This window comes from Nostoc sp. PCC 9305, from assembly GCF_963920915.1.
Classification (GTDB): domain Bacteria; phylum Cyanobacteriota; class Cyanobacteriia; order Cyanobacteriales; family Nostocaceae; genus Nostoc.
This window is the reverse complement of the sequence record NZ_CAWUDN010000027.1, coordinates 48,093-69,751: the sequence shown is the minus strand read 5'-3', so window position 1 is coordinate 69,751 and position 21,659 is coordinate 48,093. Positions and strand designations below refer to the sequence as shown.

General features: G+C 43.3%; 18 protein-coding genes and 1 pseudogene. 11 read left to right on the top strand and 8 right to left on the bottom strand.

Features of this window, described 5'->3' with window-relative positions; all coding sequences use genetic code 11:
* Window positions 1-238: 238 nt before the first annotated feature.
* A complete protein-coding gene (locus ACM0OX_RS12575) occupies window positions 239-817 on the bottom strand; it encodes a phycobilisome protein (protein WP_414515190.1) in 579 nt (192 codons plus the stop codon).
* A gap of 201 nt (window positions 818-1,018) precedes the next feature.
* On the opposite strand from ACM0OX_RS12575, the gene ACM0OX_RS12570 reads away from it, so the two are divergent.
* Complete coding sequence (locus ACM0OX_RS12570) at window positions 1,019-1,681, top strand: HEAT repeat domain-containing protein (protein WP_414515188.1); 663 nt, start codon at window positions 1,019-1,021, stop codon at window positions 1,679-1,681.
* Window positions 1,682-1,832: 151 nt separating this feature from the next.
* The gene (locus ACM0OX_RS12565; protein WP_414515186.1) at window positions 1,833-2,033 is read left to right on the top strand and encodes a hypothetical protein; all 201 of its coding nucleotides are present in this window, start codon (window positions 1,833-1,835) and stop codon (window positions 2,031-2,033) included.
* Window positions 2,034-2,271: 238 nt separating this feature from the next.
* Here ACM0OX_RS12565 and ACM0OX_RS12560 read toward each other — a convergent pair whose 3' ends face one another.
* Window positions 2,272-3,096 (bottom strand): pentapeptide repeat-containing protein, encoded by an 825-nt coding sequence (locus tag ACM0OX_RS12560; RefSeq protein ID WP_414515185.1) that lies wholly within the window; start codon window positions 3,094-3,096, stop codon window positions 2,272-2,274.
* A gap of 115 nt (window positions 3,097-3,211) precedes the next feature.
* Here ACM0OX_RS12560 and ACM0OX_RS12555 point away from each other — a divergent pair, with 115 nt between their 5' ends.
* The 4 genes from ACM0OX_RS12555 to ACM0OX_RS12540 all read left to right on the top strand — a co-directional run bounded on the left by ACM0OX_RS12555 (window position 3,212) and on the right by ACM0OX_RS12540 (window position 7,023).
* Complete coding sequence (locus tag ACM0OX_RS12555; RefSeq protein WP_414515183.1) at window positions 3,212-3,790, top strand: phycobiliprotein lyase; 579 nt, start codon at window positions 3,212-3,214, stop codon at window positions 3,788-3,790.
* Window positions 3,791-4,004: 214 nt separating this feature from the next.
* Window positions 4,005-4,739, top strand: coding sequence for a 15,16-dihydrobiliverdin:ferredoxin oxidoreductase (locus tag ACM0OX_RS12550; protein WP_414515181.1), 735 nt, complete (start codon window positions 4,005-4,007; stop codon window positions 4,737-4,739).
* Window positions 4,740-4,796: 57 nt separating this feature from the next.
* A complete protein-coding gene (locus ACM0OX_RS12545) occupies window positions 4,797-5,543 on the top strand; it encodes a phycoerythrobilin:ferredoxin oxidoreductase (protein ID WP_414515180.1) in 747 nt (248 codons plus the stop codon).
* Window positions 5,544-5,781: 238 nt separating this feature from the next.
* Complete coding sequence (locus ACM0OX_RS12540; RefSeq protein WP_414515179.1) at window positions 5,782-7,023, top strand: M20 family metallopeptidase; 1,242 nt, start codon at window positions 5,782-5,784, stop codon at window positions 7,021-7,023.
* 279 nt (window positions 7,024-7,302) lie between these two features.
* On the opposite strand, the gene ACM0OX_RS12535 is transcribed toward ACM0OX_RS12540, so the two are convergent.
* The 4 genes from ACM0OX_RS12535 to ACM0OX_RS12520 all read right to left on the bottom strand — a co-directional run bounded on the left by ACM0OX_RS12535 (window position 7,303) and on the right by ACM0OX_RS12520 (window position 12,252).
* Entirely contained in the window at window positions 7,303-8,859 is a 1,557-nt protein-coding gene (locus ACM0OX_RS12535; RefSeq protein WP_414515178.1) for a sensor histidine kinase, read from the bottom strand.
* 202 nt (window positions 8,860-9,061) lie between these two features.
* On the bottom strand, window positions 9,062-10,780 hold the full coding sequence (locus tag ACM0OX_RS12530; protein ID WP_414515177.1) for an ATP-binding protein: 1,719 nt from the start codon (window positions 10,778-10,780) through the stop codon (window positions 9,062-9,064).
* Between the two features lie 160 nt (window positions 10,781-10,940).
* Window positions 10,941-11,081: a hypothetical protein gene (locus ACM0OX_RS12525; protein WP_414515175.1), complete on the bottom strand. Its 141-nt coding sequence runs from the start codon at window positions 11,079-11,081 to the stop codon at window positions 10,941-10,943.
* 109 nt (window positions 11,082-11,190) lie between these two features.
* Entirely contained in the window at window positions 11,191-12,252 is a 1,062-nt protein-coding gene (locus ACM0OX_RS12520) for a TIGR03032 family protein (protein ID WP_414515174.1), read from the bottom strand.
* A gap of 194 nt (window positions 12,253-12,446) precedes the next feature.
* On the opposite strand from ACM0OX_RS12520, the gene ACM0OX_RS12515 reads away from it, so the two are divergent.
* Together ACM0OX_RS12515 and dnaK are read left to right on the top strand one after the other, a co-directional pair.
* Window positions 12,447-13,265 carry an SDR family oxidoreductase gene (locus ACM0OX_RS12515; RefSeq protein WP_414515173.1) on the top strand — a complete coding sequence of 273 codons (819 nt, stop codon included), beginning with the start codon at window positions 12,447-12,449 and terminating at the stop codon, window positions 13,263-13,265.
* Window positions 13,266-13,691: 426 nt separating this feature from the next.
* A complete protein-coding gene (gene dnaK, locus ACM0OX_RS12510; protein WP_335188392.1) occupies window positions 13,692-15,614 on the top strand; it encodes a molecular chaperone DnaK in 1,923 nt (640 codons plus the stop codon).
* A gap of 232 nt (window positions 15,615-15,846) precedes the next feature.
* Here the strand turns inward: dnaK and ACM0OX_RS12505 are convergent, their stop codons facing one another.
* Entirely contained in the window at window positions 15,847-17,727 is a 1,881-nt protein-coding gene (locus ACM0OX_RS12505; protein ID WP_414515170.1) for an ABC transporter ATP-binding protein, read from the bottom strand.
* A 275-nt stretch (window positions 17,728-18,002) separates the two neighbouring features.
* Between ACM0OX_RS12505 and ACM0OX_RS12500 the strand changes: the two are divergent.
* The 3 genes and pseudogenes from ACM0OX_RS12500 to ACM0OX_RS12490 all read left to right on the top strand — a co-directional run.
* Window positions 18,003-18,137 (top strand): annotated as a pseudogene (locus ACM0OX_RS12500) (ATP-binding protein); the annotation flags it as partial.
* 254 nt (window positions 18,138-18,391) lie between these two features.
* Window positions 18,392-19,414: a tetratricopeptide repeat protein gene (locus tag ACM0OX_RS12495; RefSeq protein ID WP_414515168.1), complete on the top strand. Its 1,023-nt coding sequence runs from the start codon at window positions 18,392-18,394 to the stop codon at window positions 19,412-19,414.
* Window positions 19,415-19,591: 177 nt separating this feature from the next.
* On the top strand, window positions 19,592-20,605 hold the full coding sequence (locus ACM0OX_RS12490; RefSeq protein ID WP_414515166.1) for a zinc-dependent alcohol dehydrogenase family protein: 1,014 nt from the start codon (window positions 19,592-19,594) through the stop codon (window positions 20,603-20,605).
* A gap of 190 nt (window positions 20,606-20,795) precedes the next feature.
* Here the strand turns inward: ACM0OX_RS12490 and ACM0OX_RS12485 are convergent, their stop codons facing one another.
* A complete protein-coding gene (locus ACM0OX_RS12485) occupies window positions 20,796-21,467 on the bottom strand; it encodes a glutathione S-transferase family protein (RefSeq protein ID WP_335233340.1) in 672 nt (223 codons plus the stop codon).
* Between the last annotated feature and the right edge of the window lie 192 nt (window positions 21,468-21,659).

Genomic DNA, 21,659 nt, shown 5'->3' with positions numbered 1-21,659 from the left:
TAGTTTAAAAAAATCTCAGCTTTTTTTTAGTATTTCATTTGCGATTGGGATACAAGTGATGGTATAGTGTAGCCCCCTTGAGCCAGAGTTTTAATCGTGCTGATTCACGCAAGTTTATCTCAATAAATGGGCATGAATAAAATCAGCTATATCACGCAATGTAAAATTAATTAAGATTGTCTCTTAGTAAGAGTTTCAGCTTTGACTAGCAACCTTTAATTATTCATGCCCACTTAAGTTATGGAATTTGGAAAGTAGCGAGTTGGCTGATTAAATGGTCAAAATAGGGAGCAATTTGCTGCCGATCGGTTTGGCAGCGTTTCAAACTAGCAGCCTTGATGCTTTTTAAGCCTAAAACCATTGCATCCAATGGAACTTGTAACTCCTGATAGAGCAAGTTCATATAATGCAGTCCTGTGGGATTTGTATACTCAGTGTGGCCACCTGCTATGCCATAAGTAATACAGCGGAGAAAATGCCAAAAATCTCGCCAGCAAGCTTGGGCGCGTTCAGGTGGATAAAGACCGCCTCCAGGCTGGATAATTTCGGGATAAGTCGCCAAAACTTGTTCTCTAGATTCATCAACAATTTCGGCTGCGCGATCGCGTAACAATTGAGCAACAGGAATCAACTCAGAATTATCGGGTGACAAGGTTTTAATCTGCGATAAATCTTCATCGCTCAGGTAGCGAAAAGCATCATCCGCAGCTTGAAATATGGCAATCGCTGCTTTTGGATGGGACTGTTCCCACTCGGCAAAGCTGACAATTCTAGCTTTAGAGATTAATTCTTTAACGGTTTCGCTTAATTGAGTCATTTATTTAGGGGATAGGGCATGGGGCATTGGGTGGGGGAGCAGGGGAGCAGGGGAGCAGGGGAGAGTTATTCTACAAGTTCTTTCCCCTCTGCCCCTCTGCCTCTTCTGCCCAATGCCCTTAGATTCAATCTTCTTAGAATGCGATCGCCATTTAGTGACATCTGTAAAATAAAGTAAAGAATAGCTGTACCAAATGCACTTATGGAAATCCATAAAATCCAAGCAGAACTAAAGAACCCAGATTTTCACTATCGTTTGAAGGCGATCGCTGCCCTCAATGATTATGAATCAGAAGTTGCAGTTCCTCTGCTCACCAGTAAACTTCATGACTCAGAATTTTTGGTGCGTTCTTTTGTGGCCAGGGGTTTGGGTAATCAACAATCAGCGGAATCTTTTGCAGCTTTGATGCAAATTATGAAATTTGATGATACCCCCAACGTGCGGGCGGAGGCGGCAAATTCTTTATCGCTATTTGGTAGAGTCGCAGTTTCTCATCTAGTTTTGGCATATTATCAGGATGACCACTGGCTAGTTAGACGGAGCATTTTGGCTGCGATCGCTGAAATGGATTGCCCTGAAGAACTATTTGATATCTGCATTCAGGGTTTAAAAGATGAAGATTTCACTGTTCGGGAATCTTCTGTTGATGCACTTGGCTTACTAGCTAATTCTAGTCAACATGCTGCGGCATTATCCCAAATACTAACGTTGGTGAATAATGAATCTTGGCGGATGCGCGTGCGAGTTAGCTATGCTCTCAAACGATTTGATGAGCCGGAAGCCAAAGCAGCCCTGAACCAACTCAGACAGGATGAGGATCACCGAGTTGTTGGAGCTGCTTTAGAAGACCTGTTGCCACAATAGCCGCGTGGGTTTGTCCGCAATGCAATATTGTGAGAAAACTTATTAAATAAGTAGTAAATTTTTTATTTTACCTTAAATTTGACCAAAATATCCGGTTACTCTGCCAAAATCTGGAATAAAAGATCAACTTTTTCTAGATGAGGAGGCATTTGTGACTGATATACAAGCTGGTCAAATGACTTGGCGACTACCAGGTTCCTCAGAATGTGCCTTACATTTGCGGCATCATGCTTCGGAACCTTGGCGATCGTATAAAGAATTTCCCCAATATTTTCTACCAGATCCGCCCGGTTTTTCCGAAGGATACGCGACATTTTTAGCGCTTCTAAAAAAGAACTGGCAATCATTATGAAAAGTGCTGAGTTAAAAGTAGACCTCTTGCAAAAATATATTTTTGCACTCTTAGGGAAAAGGGAAAAGGTTAAAGGGAAAGGATTTTGAGTTTTTTTCCCCTTTTCCCCTTCCCCTTTACCCCGACTTTTGCAAGAAGTCTATTGATGAGTGCCTATAAATTACTTTTTAATTCCTACTCATAACTCAGCACGGGCTAAACGCCCCGCTACCGCTAACGTTACTCAGCACTGTCTTGGTCAAGCACTCAAACTTTCACGAGTTGTTGTGCGGGTATAGGCGTTCCAAACATCGAGTTCTGAATGTGGACGACTGGAAAGCATAGCTTTAGTTGCTCCTGTGAGTCCTTGAGCAAGAGTAAAATCTGCCCCAGCAATACTTTGAAGATGCTCCATCTCTGCATCACTGAGATCGGTTGCTCGCAGGTCTGTATCCCGCAAATCGGCTCCTGTCAATCGAGCATTCCGTAAGCAAGCCCCTGTCAAATAAGCTTTTGTCAGATCGGCACCACTCAAAGAAGCACCTTGCAAATTGGCTCCTGTCAAGTCAGCGCCACTCAGGTAGGCTCCACGCAGATTAGCACCTTGTAAGTCTGCATTTCGTAAAGAAGCTGTATTCAAAAAAGCACCATTGAGATTAGCACCCGGCCCTACCGCTCCCGAAGCTTTGTAGTTATATTCTTCGGGCCATTTCGTTTGTGAATCATAACGCGCTACTTGGAGTTTGGCTCCCTCCAAATTTGCACCACTCAGATTTGCTTGTTGGAGATCGGCACGGTTTAAATAGGCTCCCTGCAAATTAGCCCCACTCAAATCGGCTCCTTTCAGATTAGCGCCTCGCAAATCTGCCCCACTCAAATCGACATTACTTAATACCACCTCACTGAGATCGGCTCCTAATAGCTTGGCTTTACTCAAGTTAGCTTGTCGGAAATCGACTTCCTTTAGATTGAATTGGTACAACTCTACCGAATCCACAGGGATTCCTTTTTTGAGGGCTGTTAAGATTTCTGGAGTTGGACTGGGGCCTTCGCTAGTAATAAGTTGAATTTCACTATTTGTCATCAGCTGATTAAAATATCACTTTTGGAGTTATTCTACACTTTAGCTAAATCGGGACTTCATCTCATCACTCAGTATTAATAACGCCAAAATTTGATAAAACGAGGTTTCAAAACAGATGCATATAATACCGCCTTTGACAATGATCGACTTCTTCCGTAAAAGTGAAGGTACGTGGTTTACGGAACGCGCCGTTCATCATTTTGACTCGGCGGCGGATGAGTCGGGGGAGTCAAATTTGATTATAAAAGTCATGGAAAAGGACGATCCGAAAGTCCAGGAAGTTTGTAAAGCCCAAGGGATAGATCCTAGTAAAGCAACAGGCGGTGCTAGCTTTGCATGGCAAGCTAACCTAGATACCAGGCTACCGAATGCCGATAATGCTGCGATTTTGGTTGATGTTCCCGACGAAACGAGGCGTTCTGGAAAACTGATTCGCAACCAAGGCTATGTTGAGAGTATTCCGGTTGTGAGCCGATATCGGTTTGCTGATGATGGAGTGCTGACGATTGATACTGACTATGACAACAATCAAGGTCAGGAACGTTGTTGGTTTGTTACGGATGATTTTCGTGTCAGAGTCAGTACAGTACGAATGATGAACGGAATCAACTTAATGACTTATTGTTCCGAGCGTCGCTGTGTTTCCCAAGAAGTCTTGGAGCAAATGATCGGTCACAACCATGCTAGGCGTTAGTGGGGAATAGGGGATAGGGGATAGGGAATAGGGGATAGGGGATAGGGGATAGGGGATAGGGGATAGGGAAACAAGAGAAGTACTTTACCAAATGACAAATGACCAATGACAAATGACCAATGCCCCATTAAGGAATGTTGCTTTGTTTCTCATAAATGAGACGTGCACGATCGCCATAACTTATTTTCATGCAAGGGTTAACAAATCATGCTCCATGTATAAGCCTTTCCTGGAATTTTTAGAAAAAGAGCTATTTCAGCGGTTTGATTTACAAAGTAGGGTCATTCCCCCTAGTTTGGAATTCAAAGTTAGCGATCGCGGCAGAAACCCAGCAACTATTCGCAGTTGGTGTCACCAATGTCAAGAGTTGCGGAAAATTCGCTATACCTACATTGATGCTGGGGAAAGCGCTCAAATTTTTAACAGCGTGATTTATCCCAGCCATCACTACGATTTACCTCTGTTAGGGATTGATTTTTTATCCTTTGGGAAAGTCAAAAACCTGATTGTGCTTGATTTTCAGCCTTTATTTCAGGATGAAGATTATCAAAAAAAATATATATTTCCGCTAAAATCTCTCCATGACAAATACCCGGATTTGGCGCAAAACTTAGAAATGAAGTTTTACGATGCCAACCAGTATTTTTCTAAATATCTATTGTTTGCCAAAACCGACCCGGAAACAGTGGCAACACGAGTCTTTGAAGCTTTTCAGGATTATTTAAACTTGTATTGGCAAATGTTAGCAGATGCCAAACCACTCCAAGACCCTGAAGATATTCAGCGGATTGTCAAAGCCCAAAAAGACTATGACCAATATAGTGCAGACCGCGATCCCGCATCTGGTTTGTTTAGCAGTTACTTTGGTCATGAATGGGCAGAACGCTTTCTCCATGAATTCTTATTTGAAGATGCTGTTCCTCTAGCAGTCGGTGCGGGCAAAAGATAATTGGCATTGGGCATTGGGCATTGGGGATTATTAATTTTGAATTCGGAGCGAAGCAACGTGACGCTTTATCAACCATTTCTCGATTATGCGATCGCCTATATGCGATCGCGTTTGGATTTACAGCCCTATCCTATCCCCACTGGATTTGAGTCCAAGAGTGCTGTTGTGGGTAAGGGAAAGAATCAGGAAGAAGTTGTCACTACTAGTTATGCTTTTCAAACTTCAAAATTGCGGCAAATTCGGGCAGCTCACGTACAGGGTGGCGATTCGCTGCAAGTGCTGAATTTTGTGATTTTCCCCCGCCTCAACTACGATTTACCCTTTTTTGGGGCAGATTTGGTAACATTGCCAGGAGGACATCTAATTGCTTTAGATATGCAGCCCCTATTTCGGGATGATTCAGCATATCAGGCGAAATATACTGAACCAATTTTGCCCATTTTCCATGCCCACCAGCAACATTTGTCTTGGGGAGGAGATTTTCCCGAAGAAGCACAGCCTTTTTTCTCTCCCGCTTTTCTTTGGACTCGTCCTCAAGAAACGTCTGTAGTAGAGACTCAGGTGTTTGCCGCTTTTAAAGACTATTTGAAAGCTTATCTCGATTTCGTAGAGCAGGCAGAACCTGTAACAGATTCCCAAAATTTAGTAGCCATTGAACAAGCCCAACTGCGATACTTACGATATAGGGCTGAAAAAGACCCAGCGCGAGGGATGTTTAAACGCTTCTATGGTGCCGAATGGACTGAAGAGTATATCCACGGCTTTTTATTTGACCTAGAGAGAAAATTAACAGCTATTAACTAGAGGCTCTTTGACCGCACTCAGTGCTGAGTACCTCGTTACTGAAGACTCATCCAAGTCACGTTAAACTAGGAAAATAATCTCAGTAATACCAATTCAAAAAATGTTTGCGACACGATCCGCTGATGCGCACCTTCCCCGATACCTCGGAAAGGGTTGCCGAGGGATCTTATCTATATGTTATGTGTTGCATTCTTTTTCAAATTGGTATTAGCTGTACTTAAACTAGTTTGTCTTCATAATGGTTTCCACCTTTCCCAATCCTTCTTCTGTCGATCTATCTCGCATCCGACTTTCGATCCGCTCATTGCAACCGCAATTAGTAGAGTGGCGGCGGCGATTGCATCAACAACCAGAGTTGGGTTTTCAAGAAAAACTGACTGCTGAGTTTGTATCACAAAAGCTACAAGAATGGGGAATTGAACATCAAACTGGCATTGCCCACACTGGCATTGTGGCCACCATCAAAGGTAAAGGGGAAGTTTCAGAAACAATCCAAAATCCAAAAGTTTTAGCGATTCGTGCGGATATGGATGCTTTGCCAATCCAAGAACTCAACGAAGTGCCGTACAAATCGCAGCATGATGGAGTGATGCACGCTTGTGGACATGATGGACATACAGCGATCGCTTTAGGTACAGCTTATTATCTCCACCAGCATCGCCAAGACTTCTCTGGTGTTGTAAAAATTATCTTTCAGCCAGCGGAAGAATCACCAGGAGGCGCAAAGCCGATGATTGAAGCTGGAGTCCTGAAAAATCCTGATGTTGACGCAATTATTGGTTTGCACTTGTGGAATAATTTGCCTTTAGGAACAGTGGGTGTGCGCGCTGGCGCATTGATGGCAGCAGTGGAGTGCTTTAACTGCACAATTTTGGGTAAAGGTGGACACGGCGCACTACCCCATCAAACTGTTGACTCGGTTGTTGTTGCTGCCCAAATCGTCAATGCTTTGCAAACCATTGTCGCTCGAAATGTTAATCCCATTGATTCAGCAGTAGTGACAGTGGGAGAACTTCACGCTGGAACCAAACGCAATGTGATTGCTGATACAGCGAGAATGAGTGCTACTGTCAGGTATTTTAATCCTAGTTTGAAAGGCTTTTTTAACCAGCGTGTCGAGCAAATTATCGCTGGAATTTGTCAGAGTCATGGTGCAAATTATGACTTAGAATATTGGTCACTTTATCCACCAGTAATTAATGATATTAAAATAGCAGAACTAGTACGATCCGTAGCAGAAGAAGTGGTAGAAACTCCTGTGGGTATTGTGCCAGAATGCCAAACTATGGCTGCTGAAGATATGTCATTTTTCTTAGAAGAAGTTCCTGGTTGTTATTTCTTTCTCGGTTCTGCTAATCCCGCGAAAGACTTGGCATATCCCCATCATCATCCCCGGTTTGATTTTGACGAAACTGCCTTGGCAATGGGTGTGGAAATATTTATTAGATGCGTGGAAAAGTACTTTGTTTCATGTCATTAGTAATTTGTCTGTTGTAGTCACAAATGACATAGACACGCCAGCGGCTACTCTTCGAGTTCTCCGAAGGAGTACCCGCAGGGTAGTAGCGTGTCAAGACTAAATTTGTGCATTAGCAAACTCTTGTGGGATGGGCTTCTAGCCCGTCCTAATTGGCGGGCAAGATGCCCGCCCCACAAGAAAATTTATTGCAACATTTTAGCCTTGACACGCTAGTAGGACAATTGACCAAAGACGACCATAACAAAAATTTTCACAATCTCATTTAGGATTGCTATATCTTTAATTCGTGACTATCGGTTTCTGTTTATTGCTAACTTCTAAAGGCAGGAAAATCGTCATCACTTCCCCATAATGTGGACGCTGGCGCACAATTAGTTTGCCACCGATCGCCTGAAACAAATGCTTGGTTGCAGCGATATTCAAACTAATCGTACCTGTTTCTGGTTGGAACATCAGCAGTTGGCCTAGAGCCTTGCGAATTGGTGGTGTTGCAGGTATGGCGGCTTTATTTGAATCTTTGCACCGGAATTGTGGCGATAATTGTAACTTCAGTTGATCTCCAGCGGGAATAACTTGTACTTGAATATGGCTACCAGCAGGTAAGCTGCGAGTAAAATTTTCCATCAAACCAGTGAGAACCTGATCCAGCATGGTGGGATTGCTTACCACTGTCGGTAATTGCTGGGGTAAAATAACATTTAAAGTTAAGTTCCGCCGATGCGCTGCTTGTTCCCAACGGGGAATGCTCTGCTGCAACACTTGATCTAAAGACATCGGCGTGAGTTGAGTTTTTGACGATTTTGCTGAGGCGGTAGTTTCCAATTCTGCGGCCTTAAACAGCAATTCCATGCGATCAATTTGCTCGGTACACTCGTGATCGATAATTTTTAAGCGATTGATCGCGCTAGCATCTAAGTCTCGCCGCTTCAACAGCAGACGAGTCATGGTGCGAATAGTTGTTAAAGGTGTGCGGACTTCGTGAGCGAAAGCTTGGAGCAATTCTACATCAGGATTTGGGGAAGGTGGGGCTCCCTCTGGGGATAAGGGGTAATGGACATTGGGCATCCCTTCAGTTTCTCTCAGGGCAAGTGGGCATTGAGGATTGGAGAAAACTTTTCTCCCTTGCTCCCCTGCTCCTCTGCTCCCCTGCTCCCCTGCTTCTTCCCCAGCCCCTAGTAAAGAGTCTCTAGTCTCTTCTGGTTCTATTAATTCTTGAAGCAATAACTGACTAAAGTGAATCATCATGCGGTAGTCTGGTGCTACCGGAGAATACTGTTCTACTAATGCGTCCAAGCGGGCGAAAAATTCTGGATTAGCCAGCATTACCCGTGCCCCTAGCGATCGCCAAGCCTGCTGCACTATCTCTGGCTCAAAAGAAAATGAAAAGGTTTTTTTACCGTTTTTGTGGGTTGCTAAAACCAGCACTAATCTAAATTTATCTGTAAAAACTAAGCAAAACTGTTCTGCCCCCAGAGGATCGGCAGGTAGTAAAGGAAGTACTGATTCATGGGGAGCAATGTCTTCATTGACAGACACAATCGCACCTGGCATCTGAAACGGCATCAGCGCCAAAGGGTTAAATGGTTTTGCTGTAAAAGTTACTGTTTGTAGACTTTGAGTCAATTTTGGTTGACTAAACAAGGGTGCTGGTGCAGCTAAAACTAATCCTTGGGTTGTGTCAACTGAAGGGTCTGCTAAAGTATTTAATAGCAAATGTTCTGTCGCTGCGAGGCTGATACGCCACTGCTGCTCTGCTTTAGCAGGTGAACATTCTGCCACACTTGATTGATTTTCAGCCAAGATTTCGCTCAGGCTTGGCAATATCCATTGGTACACAGGCTTTCACCCCTTAATTCAAGAGCGACTAACAGCGTCTAGGTTAGACATTTCACTACTATCTAAGAGGTTATAGCTATTTGTATACTGATGACAGTGGTAGAACCGAACAATTCAGGGGCAATTCCCCTCTAACTGCGATGTCTACGACGGTTACTGAGCTGCTACGCCTACGCACTTAGGGGCTGAAAAAGATTCGCCTTTACCCTGTTATCGATATATGGCGATCGCCAACTAATAATTGTGCTGGTTTCCCTACTCGAATTGGGATTGTAATTATAAACTCTGCACCTTGTCCCGGTGATGAAATACATTGCAAAGATCCACCATGCTTGTCAGTAATTATCTGATAGCTAATCGATAAGCCCATACCAGCACCCTTGCCAACTGGTTTCGTGGTGAAAAAAGGGTCAAATAAACGCGATTGGATTTTTTCTGGAATTCCTACCCCATTATCAGCAATCCGAATAATTACATTTTCATTTACCTGTTCAGAAGAAATGCGAATCATGGGATTTGGACAAAGTTCTTTTTGGAAACAATCCTCTAAGGCATCGATTGCATTTGTCAAGAGGTTCATAAATACCTGATTCATTTGCCCTGCAAAACACTGAATTTGAGGTATTTCACCATATTCTTTAATCACTTTAATTTCAGGGCGATTATTTTGTAGCTTCAGACGGTGTTGCAAAATTAACAGAGTACTGTCGATTCCTTCATGGAGATTGGCCATTTTAAACTCAGCTTCATCCAAACGAGAGAAAATTCGGAGACTGAGAACAATTTCCCGAATGCGTTTAGCCCCCATCTTCATTGAGGTTAACATTTTAGGCAAATCTTCTGTTAGGTACTCAATATCCGCTTCTTCATTAGCATTTTTAATTTCTGGCTCTGGGTTGGGATAATGATTTTGATAAAGCTTAATTAACAGCAGCAACTGTTGAGTGTAATCATCAGTGTGTTGCAGATTGCCGTAGATAAAATTAACTGGATTGTTGATTTCATGGGCAACTCCTGCTACTAGTTGACCCAGACTCGACATTTTTTCTGATTGAATTAATTGGATTTGGGTTTTTTTCAGGTCTTTCAGAACTTGCTGAAGTTCTGCTTCTGCCTGTAGGCGCTCGCTAATTTCGTCTCGTAATTGTTCGTTAGCATTGACCAACTCATCTCTAGAATATTGGAGATCGTCTGCCATTTTGTTGAACGAGCTAGCTAACTCGCCAATCTCATCCTGGGAGCGAATATTAACTCTGGTATCCAGTTTACCTTCAGCCAGATTCATCACAGCTTGCTGGAGTTGCCTAATCGGTTTTGAGATGCTTCTGGAGAGCAGATAACCTACTGCTAATGCAAAGATGCCACATCCCAAACTAATAACCGATGTGACAACAATATTTTTATGGGCTGTCGCTAGCGCTGCTTTATAAAGTGGTGTATATTCCAAAATTACTGCACCCATTGTTTCACCGTTGCTAGTCTTAAAAGCAACAGCAATCAATTGAATTCCATTTGGGTATTCAGAACTTGACTCAATATAGGTTCTGGGTATGCCATCTTGAATAGTTTTACCAACTTCATTATTGCGATCGTGGTCTAATCGCGTACCGATATCTTCCGTAACTACATCTGCCAGAATGATTTTATTACGGTCTACAATCTCCAGATCGCGCTGACGTTGCTTGTGTAGCGATTGAACATGCTCTTGCAGATGAGCTAGCATCCGATCTTGCGATCGCATTTTGTGGTTTTTAAGCTCATGACTGACAAGATATCCCAGTAGTCCAGCAACTTCTTCGGCCTCTTGTTGAGCAAGATACTTAGCTATCTTCAATTGTTGATTAGCACTAATCGCACCAATAATTCCTGAGACAGTAGCCATTCCTAGAATACCTAAAATTAATTTTTGACTAATTTTCATTCCTTGCTCAAAACCTCAAGTGCTGGCTCTTGTGCTAATTCAGTTTTAGGGAGTTTGCCCTTTTCCTAAAATTCCCACTTATCAACCTGAAAGCTACAGAGTCAACAGCCATTAGCCAAATCTTTAATCTGGTTCTTTTTGGAACTCCGTTTTGGGCAAACTATGCTTGCAACACAAAATCTGATGCTGTGAGAGTTGGCGCACCAGTTAAAGTTGCAAATAAACCACCACTGCCAAAACCAGCCGCGCTGCCATTTTGGTTGTAGAATAACTGCCCAATCACGGGATCGTTGGCTGCCACACCGGCATTACTTGACCCGAGAATCAGGTCATCGAAGCCGTCGGCGTTGTTGTTGATTCTCCTTCGTTGCGTTGTTTGTCGACTGTAAAAACATGAAATTTCACATCTCTCATCCCATCGTTACCATCCGTCGAATTTCATCACTCTTAAAGCCGATCGCCATTGGACGACGCACCCCTGGTAGCGCCACCACGTCGTATAATTCCAGTACCACTCCCTCCATTCGTAGGGAATGCACAATATCACCGCTTTTCAGGTCAATTACCAGTAGCCCACAGCGAGGTTCAGCATTTTTTTGAAATAATTTTTCGTCTAGAGGCAAACCACTAAAAGTCTTATTATGCCTGGGCTGAGAAACTCCAACGATCGCAAAGTCGCCATGAAATGCACAACCACGCATATATCCTGGACAAAATGCCACAGGTTCAAAGCTGCCCCGTTTCAAGTCTAGGTAGCCAAAATCTCCTGTTCCAGAGTTAAGTAACCACAACTTGTCTTTATACCACCGAGGGGAATGGGGCATGGAAAGTCCTCTGATGAGTATCTCGTTACTTTCCACATCAATGACGCAACCACCATCAGCTCGCTTGTCCCGCCATCCTTCTGCCACATCCGACTGACTCACAGCAGTGACATATCTAGGTTGACCATCTCGTATTGCTAACCCGTTGAGATGACACCTGTCTTCTGCTGCCAATTTACTAATAAACGGCGGTTGCCACAGGGGAATGAAACTGTGGGTTTGACTAACTTTGGCTAAACAGCTAAATAAAGTATTGACAAATATTAGGTGCTGTGGATCATGATTTGCTTGAGAATTACTCAGGGCGATATCATGGATGTCTAAGTCTCCAGTCACATAACTCATCTGGGGCAAATAGACAGCATCATAGTTGTTGTGAACTTGTCCTGGTTGTAAGATGTTTTCAAAACGCCACAGTTGATATAGCGAACTCATATATAAGCTACTATCTTGGGCATACAAACCCATGCAACGCTCAAAGGTGCGCTCAAATACAGATAGTTGGCCGCTAGATTGTAAGCCGATGAAAAATAATTTACCTGCTTGATAGGTGGTAAACGCCAGACTCAGATTTTGCTCGAATAGCCACGAAGTAAACTGGCGAGAAGTATTCAACTCCAAGGAAGCAGTTACAGGATTTTGATTCATTTTTTTTCCCAGCGAGGAAGTTCATAATTCTTTGCTAATGCTTTCTACGAGACGCTGCGTTATCTGCCTCCTGCCTGCTGAATTTTCTTATTAACAATTTATTAACAATACTGTTGGCTCCTCTTTCCTTGTTGCCTCTTGTATTATCACTGAAGTAAAGTCAAGTGAACTATAGACTATCTCAAGGGCACTTTATGACTTCTTTTGATTCAGCTAAAGATTTGGCACTAGTTGCTGGTGCTACAGGTGGAGTCGGGCAATTAGTGGTAGGTAAGTTACTCGAAAAGGGTTTAAAAGTTCGCGTTCTGACACGCAATGCCGCAAAAGCTGAAGAAATGTTTAACCAAAAAGTGGAAATTGTCGTTGGCGATATCCGCCAGCCAGCTACACTGCCAGCTGCAATGCCAGGTGTTACCCACATCATCAATTGTACTGGAACTACTGCCTTTCCCTCTGCGCGATGGGAGTTTGACCAATCCCCGAACTTGATTGAATGGGGAATTATTTTCCTTAATCCCAAATCTAGTGAAGCAAAAGCAAAAAATAGTCCGGCAAAAATCGATGCTGAAGGTGTCAGCAATCTAGTAGCAGCAGCACCTCAGAATTTGAAGCGATTCGTTTTCGTCTCTTCTTGTGGAATTCTCCGTAAAAATCAGTTTCCTTTTAGTATTCTTAATGGTTTTGGCGTGTTAGATGCCAAACAAAAAGGCGAAGAGTCCATTATTAATTCAGGATTACCCTACACCATTATCCGCCCAGGACGACTCATTGACGGGCCCTATACCTCATACGACCTCAACACCCTCCTTAAAGCAAAAACTGGGGGTAAATACGGTGTAGTCATAGGCACTGGTGATACACTTTCGGGTGATGCCAGCCGGATTGATGTCGCAAACGCTTGTGTAGAATGCCTTTTTCAGCCAAGTAGTTCTAGGAAAATTTTTGAAATAGTCAACCAAGGACAAAGACCACCTGTGATTGACTGGGAAACTCTTTTTTCTGGGATTGAGTAACTACTGAGTGCTGAGTTATTATTTTCTCCCCATACCTCATGCCCCATGCCCAATCCTCACTGCTTCTGTAGTTTATTGCCTTAAAAGACGGCAAACACCACTCGGACGTTACGGTTCACCCTAATTACTGAAAGTATTAATTCTTCTACATTAGACAGAGTGAAGACAAATTAATCCATGAACCAACTAAAAACACAATTTAGTTAGTTTAACCGTCCCAAGCAAGGTTCGGGAAACCACCCTTCATGGACTGGCTACCACTAAGCTTCAGTATATATATCAGCATAGTCTGGAGTTTTAACCCCAGGAAAGCCAAATCAAAGGTATTCATGCTGAACTGGCTGATTTATTGACCCTGTTGGTTCAAAATTTAGTGCTTTATATTCTCATTCATTCATTTGTAGTTATACGGAGCCAGCACCTAAAATGGCAAAAGTAGTTGGAATTGACTTAGGAACAACGAACTCCTGCGTGGCAGTGATGGAAGGTGGTAAACCCACAGTAATTGCTAATGCTGAAGGTTTTCGGACAACGCCATCAGTAGTCGCATTTGCGAAAAATGGCGACAACTTGGTTGGCCAAATCGCCAAACGCCAAGCGGTGATGAACCCCGAAAATACGTTTTACTCAGTCAAACGCTTTATCGGTCGCCGCTACGATGAAGTTAGTAACGAAGCTACGGAAGTTTCTTACAAAGTTCTCAGCAGCAACGGCAATGTCAAATTAGATTGTCCAATCGCTGGTAAACCGTTTGCTCCTGAAGAAATTTCTGCAAAAGTTCTTCGCAAACTAGTTGAAGATGCCAGCAAATACCTGGGTGAAACCGTAACCCAAGCTGTAATCACCGTTCCTGCATACTTCAACGACTCTCAACGCCAAGCAACAAAAGACGCTGGCAAAATTGCCGGGATTGAAGTTCTGCGGATTATCAACGAGCCTACCGCTGCTTCTCTGGCTTATGGATTTGACAAGAAGAGTAACGAAACCATCCTAGTATTTGACCTTGGTGGTGGTACTTTCGACGTATCCGTGCTGGAAGTAGGAGACGGAGTTTTTGAAGTACTAGCCACATCTGGTGATACCCACCTTGGTGGTGACGACTTTGACAAAAAAATAGTTGACTTCTTAGCTGAGAAGTTCAAGAAAGCCGAAGGTATTGACCTGCGGAAAGACAAACAAGCTTTACAACGTCTGACGGAAGCCGCAGAAAAAGCCAAAATTGAGCTTTCTAGCGTTACCCAAGCAGAAATTAACCTACCATTTATCACCGCAACTCAGGATGGGCCGAAGCACCTGGATACAACCCTGACTCGCGCTCAGTTTGAAGAACTTTGCTCTGACTTAATCGACCGTTGCCGTATTCCTGTGGAAAACGCCCTCCGAGATGCCAAGTTAACCAAAGGCGATATTGACGAAGTAGTGTTAGTTGGTGGTTCTACGCGGATTCCCGCAGTTCACCAGATTGTGAAGCAGGTATTGGGTAAAGACCCCAACCAAAGCGTTAACCCTGATGAAGTCGTAGCAGTTGGTGCTGCCATTCAAGCCGGCGTACTGGCTGGGGATGTAACTGGTATCTTGCTGTTAGATGTGACACCTCTATCTTTGGGTGTGGAAACATTGGGCGGCGTGATGACCAAAATTATCCCCCGCAACACCACAATTCCTACCAAGAAATCGGAAGTCTTCTCCACCGCTGTAGATGGACAAACTAACGTAGAAATTCACGTTCTCCAAGGTGAACGCGAATTCTCTAACGATAACAAGAGCTTGGGAACCTTCCGCCTCGATGGTATTCCTCCTGCACCACGCGGCGTCCCTCAAATTGAAGTGGTTTTCGACATTGACGCTAACGGTATCCTTAACGTCACCGCTAAGGACAAAGGTACTGGTAAAGAACAGTCCATCAGCATAACCGGCGCTTCCACCCTGGATAAAAATGACGTTGACCGGATGGTAAGAGAAGCTGAACAGAACGCTTCATCTGATAAAGAGCGGCGTGAAAAGATTGAACGCAAGAACCAAGCCGACTCCTTGGCATACCAAGCTGAAAAGCAGTTACAAGAATTGGGCGATAAAGTTCCCGATGCTGACAAGACTAAAGTCGAAGGTTTAGTGAAAGAAGTGCGGGAAGCAGTTGCTAAAGAAGATGATGAGCAAATCAAGAAGCTCACCCCAGAATTGCAACAAGCGTTATTCGCTGTTGGTAGCAACATCTATCAACAAGCTGGTGCTAGTGCTAGTGCCGGTGCTGGTGCTACATCTGGTGGTGAACCTCAAGATAGTAGCAGTTCCTCTAGTTCTAGTAACGGCGACGATGTAATTGACGCTGATTTTACAGAGAGCAAATAATTCCTCTACTTCTTTTGGGAAGATTGTTTTGTTCGACCTCATATTACCCACTCAGGCAAGTGCCTGAGTGGGGATTTTTTTTAGGAGTTAGGAGTTAGGAGTTTGGAGTTTGGAGTTTGGAGTTAGAGTAGAACTAATATTGGTAACTCTTGATCTTAATTCTTAACTTTATTCCTAACTCCTCACTCTCAACTCCTAACTCTCTTATGCCACCTTGGGATTATAAAATATCCTAACTTCCCAACATCTGCAAGTTATGTAAAGTGGCATAAAGCCCTCCTTGTTGCAGTAGTTGCTCGTGACTTCCCTGTTCGATTAATTCGCCACGCTTGAGAACAAAAATTCGGTCTACATTGCGAATTGTAGACAAGCGGTGAGCGATAATAATGGCGGTACGTCTGAGCAAAAGCTGGTTTAATGCCTCTTGAACTGAAGCTTCTGTGCCAACATCTAAACTAGCGGTAGCCTCATCTAGTACCAAAATTTGCGGATTGCGAATGGCAGCCCGCGCAAAGGCTAAAAGTTGCTTTTGACCACTAGAAATATTTGTGCCCCGTTCTCGAAGTTGAGTATCATAACCTTGGGGTAATTCTTCTATAAACTGGGCAATGTTGGTTTCTTCGGCTGCTTGTTGAATCTGTTCAATGGTGTAGCCATCTCCTAAAGAAATGTTGCTTTTAACATCGCCAGCAAACAAAAAGCCTTCTTGTAAAATTACTGCCATGTAACGCCGCAGTTCTGCTTGTGGTACTTCCCGAATATCAACGCCATCTATGAGAATGCGTCCTTGGGTGGGTTCGTAGAGGCGGCACAAAAGACGAATAATGGAAGTTTTACCCGCACCGGTGGGGCCGACTAATGCAATTTTTTCACCAGGATGAATGGTGAAATCTAAGTCTTTAATTACGTAATCATCATTTTTGTAAGCAAACCAGACGCGATCGAAGCGAATCTCTCCCAGTTCTGGGGGAGAAGTGAGGTCTGGGGATTCTAGATTTGCCAGGATTTCGTCTATGTAGCCAAATTTCGCATCAAATATTGAGAAGCGGACATTGGCGCGATCGCGAATTTCTATCGGTTCATCTAATATATCGCCTACGCGTTCAATGGCAGTGAAACCAGCTTGAATTACTGTAAATTTTTCCGCAAAAGCCCTTAAAGGGTCAAATAATCGCTGGGCATATAATATAAATGTCGATAAAGTCCCAAAAGTCAAGTTTTTTTCCAACAGCAACCAACCACCCACACACAAAACACCTGCGATCGCAATCAGTCCAATCCATTCTAAGGTTGCTGAAACAAATGAATCATAAAAGATGGTTTTATCCATTTGCTGAGTGTAGTGGCTGTTCGTAGCACGAAATAATTCGGCATTAAATTTTTCTCTACGAAACAACTGCACGACGTTAATACCAAGCACATTTTCTTGTAGCTGTGAATTCAGGATCGAAAGTTCTTCTCGCCCTTTGTAATTGGCTTTGCGGTACTGTTTTTGAATGGAAACAATTACCCAGCTAGTGGGTAACAGCATCAATACCAGCAAGCAAGAAAGTTGCCACTGGATGGAAAACATTAAACCCAAAGTCACCAGCATTAAAAACAAATCGGATATGATGCCAACTGCTCCAGTCGAAAAGACATCGCCTAACACTTCTACATCACTGGTGATTCTGGTAATTAATTTACCTACGGGTGTGCGGTCAAAAAAGCGCACTGCTAGAGATGTTACATGCTGAAATAAGTCTTGGCGAATTGCTGCGGTGATTTGTTGCCCTAGCTTTTGGACTATATAACCTTGAAAACCTGTCAACAGCAATTGGATGGCGATCGCAATTACCAGTAATCCCTCTAGGATATTCAGCCCTTGTGAGAAGGGACGATTCCTGAAAAATTCGTAAGTGCTTGGTTCGTTACGAATCAGGGAGATTACTTGGCCAATCAAGAAAGGTTGTACGGCATTAGCTAGTGCGATCGGTACGAGTAGGCACATCGACAGCGCCAGTAGCCGTCCGTTACGACGGGCATAGGGCACCAAACGCAAAAATAACCGCCAGTCATTCTCACGCCGACGATCTGGTGTATAAGATTTTTTCAGAGATTGGTAGATGCTCATAGTAAGAGCATTATATTAATGTTTGGAAAAAAACACGCTTGTTTAAAGTAGCGTTTATTTTTCTACTCTGATACCATGCCTGAGATAGAGACTGCAAGACTACTACTAAGACCCGATATTCCTCAAGATTTGGATGATTCCCTTTACATTTTGCAATCTTAAAACTATCAGTCCCCTACCCAGAAATGTTGCTACTGTTTAATTTGATTTGGCGGTTCAAAACGATTCACAACCGCAGCCTACAGAATCATTGGCGAACTAACTGCTAAACACAAGGACTTTCCAGGGGTGGAAGTCTTCAGTATGCGCTGACTGGGTTACAGCACAAAGGCTTGATTTATAATGCCGAGTCAGGTTATCAACTGGCATTGCCTTTACTGGCCTTGTGGTTGCGGCTACGGTTGAGTTGAAAATAGCGATGTAACAACAAGATTCCCGACTTTTGAAATAAATCGCGAATCTGAGGGCGCACTGCTATGCGTCCCTACAGTATTTGTATTAATTGCTTCATAAATATTCCTGTAAGTATGAAAAAATAGCATACTTGTCTGTTTAAGTCTTATATCTAAAGATAGAAGATCGAGGTTAAAATTTGGGAAACCTAAGAGGGGTTCATTCCCAAGAGATGTTCTACCTACTTATCGCAGAATGCAACTGAGGTCAGATGACGCAACCTTTAAATCAAGTCAAAGAATGGGAACAACGTCGTGACGAAGCAAACCGCTACTACCAACGAGGGAAATTTCAAGAGTCTCTCGATCTTGCAACCAAAAATTTACACTTGGCTAGAGCAATTCCAGACCGAGCCAGAGAAGGTTATACATTAAACGACCTCGGTTTAGCTCACCTCAGTTGCTGGCAACCTCAAAGAGCATTAGAGCGCTTTCATCAGGCGCTTTCGGTTGCTATTGAAATTGGCAACACGCCAGCAGAGGCCACTGCACTTAGCAATCTGGGTTCTACCTACAGCCGTCTTGGACGCTTTTCGCAAGCGTTGGAATATTTTGACAAAGCACTGCCAATCTTTAGGCGATCGCAAGATACTCAAAGTGAAGTTTCTACTCTTAATGATGTCGCACTAATTTATACGCGGTTAGGAGAACCAAAACGGGCACTGTTGCTACAGCACCAAATTTTGAGGATGCGGCGATTATTAGGTGACTTTTCTGGTGAAGCAACAACGCTCAATGGTATTGGATTTGCCTACAATGTCTTAGGTAAGTTTGAGCAAGCGCTAGAATTTTTTCAAGCAGCACTGCCAATTCAACGAGCTGTCAAGAATTTGCTTGGAGAAGCAACCACCTTGAACAATATTGCTTCTGTATATCATGATTTAGGACAACCGAAACAAGCGCTGTTGCTCTACTATCAAGTTCTTTTGACACGTCGAGCAATTAGCGATCGCTCTGGTGAGGCAACAACCCTTCACAACATTGGTTTTACCTACAGCACCCTGGCAGAGCATCGCCAAGCAATGAAGTTCTACAAGCAAGCTATTGTGATTTATCAAGAACTCGGCGATAACCTCGGAGAAATTTCAACTTTGCTAAATATGGGAAGCGTTTACGCCACCACGAAACGCAAAAAAATGGCGCGCTCGTGCTATCAAAACGCCCAAGAGTTAGCAGAGCAAATTGAATATCAGCCACTTTTAGAAAAAGTACAGCAGTTCATAGATTCACTGTAGCGTCCAGTTCCCCTTCTCCCAATATGGGAGAAGGGGTTAGGGGATGAGGGCAACCCTATTAGTGAAATTAAATATGCGTTACGCAGAACCCTTGTAGAGACGTAGCACTTGCTACGTCTCTAGATTCTTTTTTACCCTAGCTACAATACCAAAGTTGTAGCTGGAAGAAAGACATCTATGAAAGCTTACGAGATTCAAAACAACTCTGGGATTGATGCCCTGGCATTAGTTGATCGCCCTGAACCAAAACCCGCAGCTGGACAAGTTCTGATTCAAGTGAAGGCAACATCCTTAAATTATCGGGATCTGCTTGTGATTGAAGGAGCTTACGGTGCTGGACAGAAATATCCGTTAATTCCCATGTCTGACGGTGCAGGAGAAGTTGTGGCGGTGGGGGAAGGCGTAACACGGTTGAAAATAGGCGATCGCGTCGCTGGTATTTTCTTCCAAGACTGGATTTATGGCTCTTTAAGCAAAGAGAAAATGAAATCCGATCTTGGAGGCGGTATCGATGGAATGCTAGCTGAGTATGTCTTATTACACCAAGATGGGTTAATAATATTACCTGACTACCTATCTTACATTGAAGGTGCAACTTTACCATGTGCAGCAGTCACAGCTTGGCACGCACTTGTAACAAAAGGTAATATTGGTGCAGGTGATAGTGTTTTATTACTCGGTACTGGAGGAGTTTCAATTTTTGCTCTCCAGTTTGCTAAGATACATGGTGCTAGAGCGATTATTACTTCTAGTAGTGATGAGAAATTGGCACGAGCTAAACAGCTTGGTGCTGATGAGACAATCAACTACAAAGCAACACCAGATTGGGAAAAGCAAGTTTATCAATTAACCAATCGCACAGGTGTAGATCATGTAGTTGAGGTAGGCGGTGCAGGTACTCTGCCAAAATCGCTACAAGCAGTCCGCATTGGGGGACGTATTAGTTTGATTGGCGTATTGTCAGGTAGAGGAAATGAAATTGACCCCATGCCAATACTTTTTAAGAGTTTAACAGTTCAGGGAATTTATGTTGGCAGTCGGGAAATGTTTGAGGCGATGAATCAGGCGATGCAACAGCATCAAATCAAACCGATTATCGATCGAGTTTTCCCCTTCAATGAAGCACGAGAGGCTTATCATTACCTCAAAAGTGCGGCTCACTTCGGTAAAGTCGTAATTCGTAATTCGTAATTCGTAATTCGTAATTCGTAATTTTAAAGAGTTTAATTTTATGTTTCAAGTGGGGTTTGAATTCCCACTTGAAACATAGTAGGACTTACGCAAAATATCTCTCAAACTCTGATTTCTCCGTGTCCTCTGCGCCTCTGTGGTTCGTTATCCCGTAACTCGTGCGTAAGTCCTACATAGTTATGAATTACATTTAAACAGCAGCAAGAGTAGGCGCAGCGAATTTAGCATATCGCTCAATGTAGAATTCTTTAGAGTGAGCGATCGCTTTCACAGATTCACGCTCTTTCAAAGCATGTTTCCACTGGCGTAGACGGGTAAATTGCTCTGGTATTCCAAAGCCGCGATACTGCTTTAGTGCAGCCCAGCGCTCAAACCAAGGAAAATAGGTAAAATCTACCAAACTGATGGATTCACCAAACCAGTAAGGGCCTTCTCCAGAGAGCTTTGCTAAACCTTCGTTTTCAATGAATTCCAGATGTTTATATAGTTCCTGTTTCGCTTCTTCTTGCTTTTCGGGATCTGAACTCCGCAGCAGGGTAGAAAAAGCGGGAACGAATCTGGTGTTAGCAAAATCGATCCAGATACGAGCCTGTGCCCTATCAATGGGGTTGCTGGGTAACAATGGTGGATTGGGAAATACCTCATCAAGATATTCGTTAATTACCGCTGACTCCCAAACTCGGTTATCGCCATGAGTTATTGCGGGCACTTTACCATAGGGGGAAACTTTGGTAAATCCTTCAGGCTTATTCTGCAAATCAATCTCAATCAAATCGAAGTCTATGCCTTTCTCTTGGAGTACCAAGCGGGTACGGTGAGCATAAGGACAAACAACTGCACTGTATACTTTAATATCAGCCATGTTTAAGTTCCTTGGTAAATAGGACTTGTTAATCGGCATTGGGAATTGAATTTTCATCCAAAATCCCAAATCTTAAATTGTTAGTGTCACAAAATCTTGTTGAAGCGAATGTAGCGTGAAAGATTCTCGACACTAACCAAACTTTGAAACTGGAGTTATACTCAAATAACCCAAAATTGTTGATGAGGATAG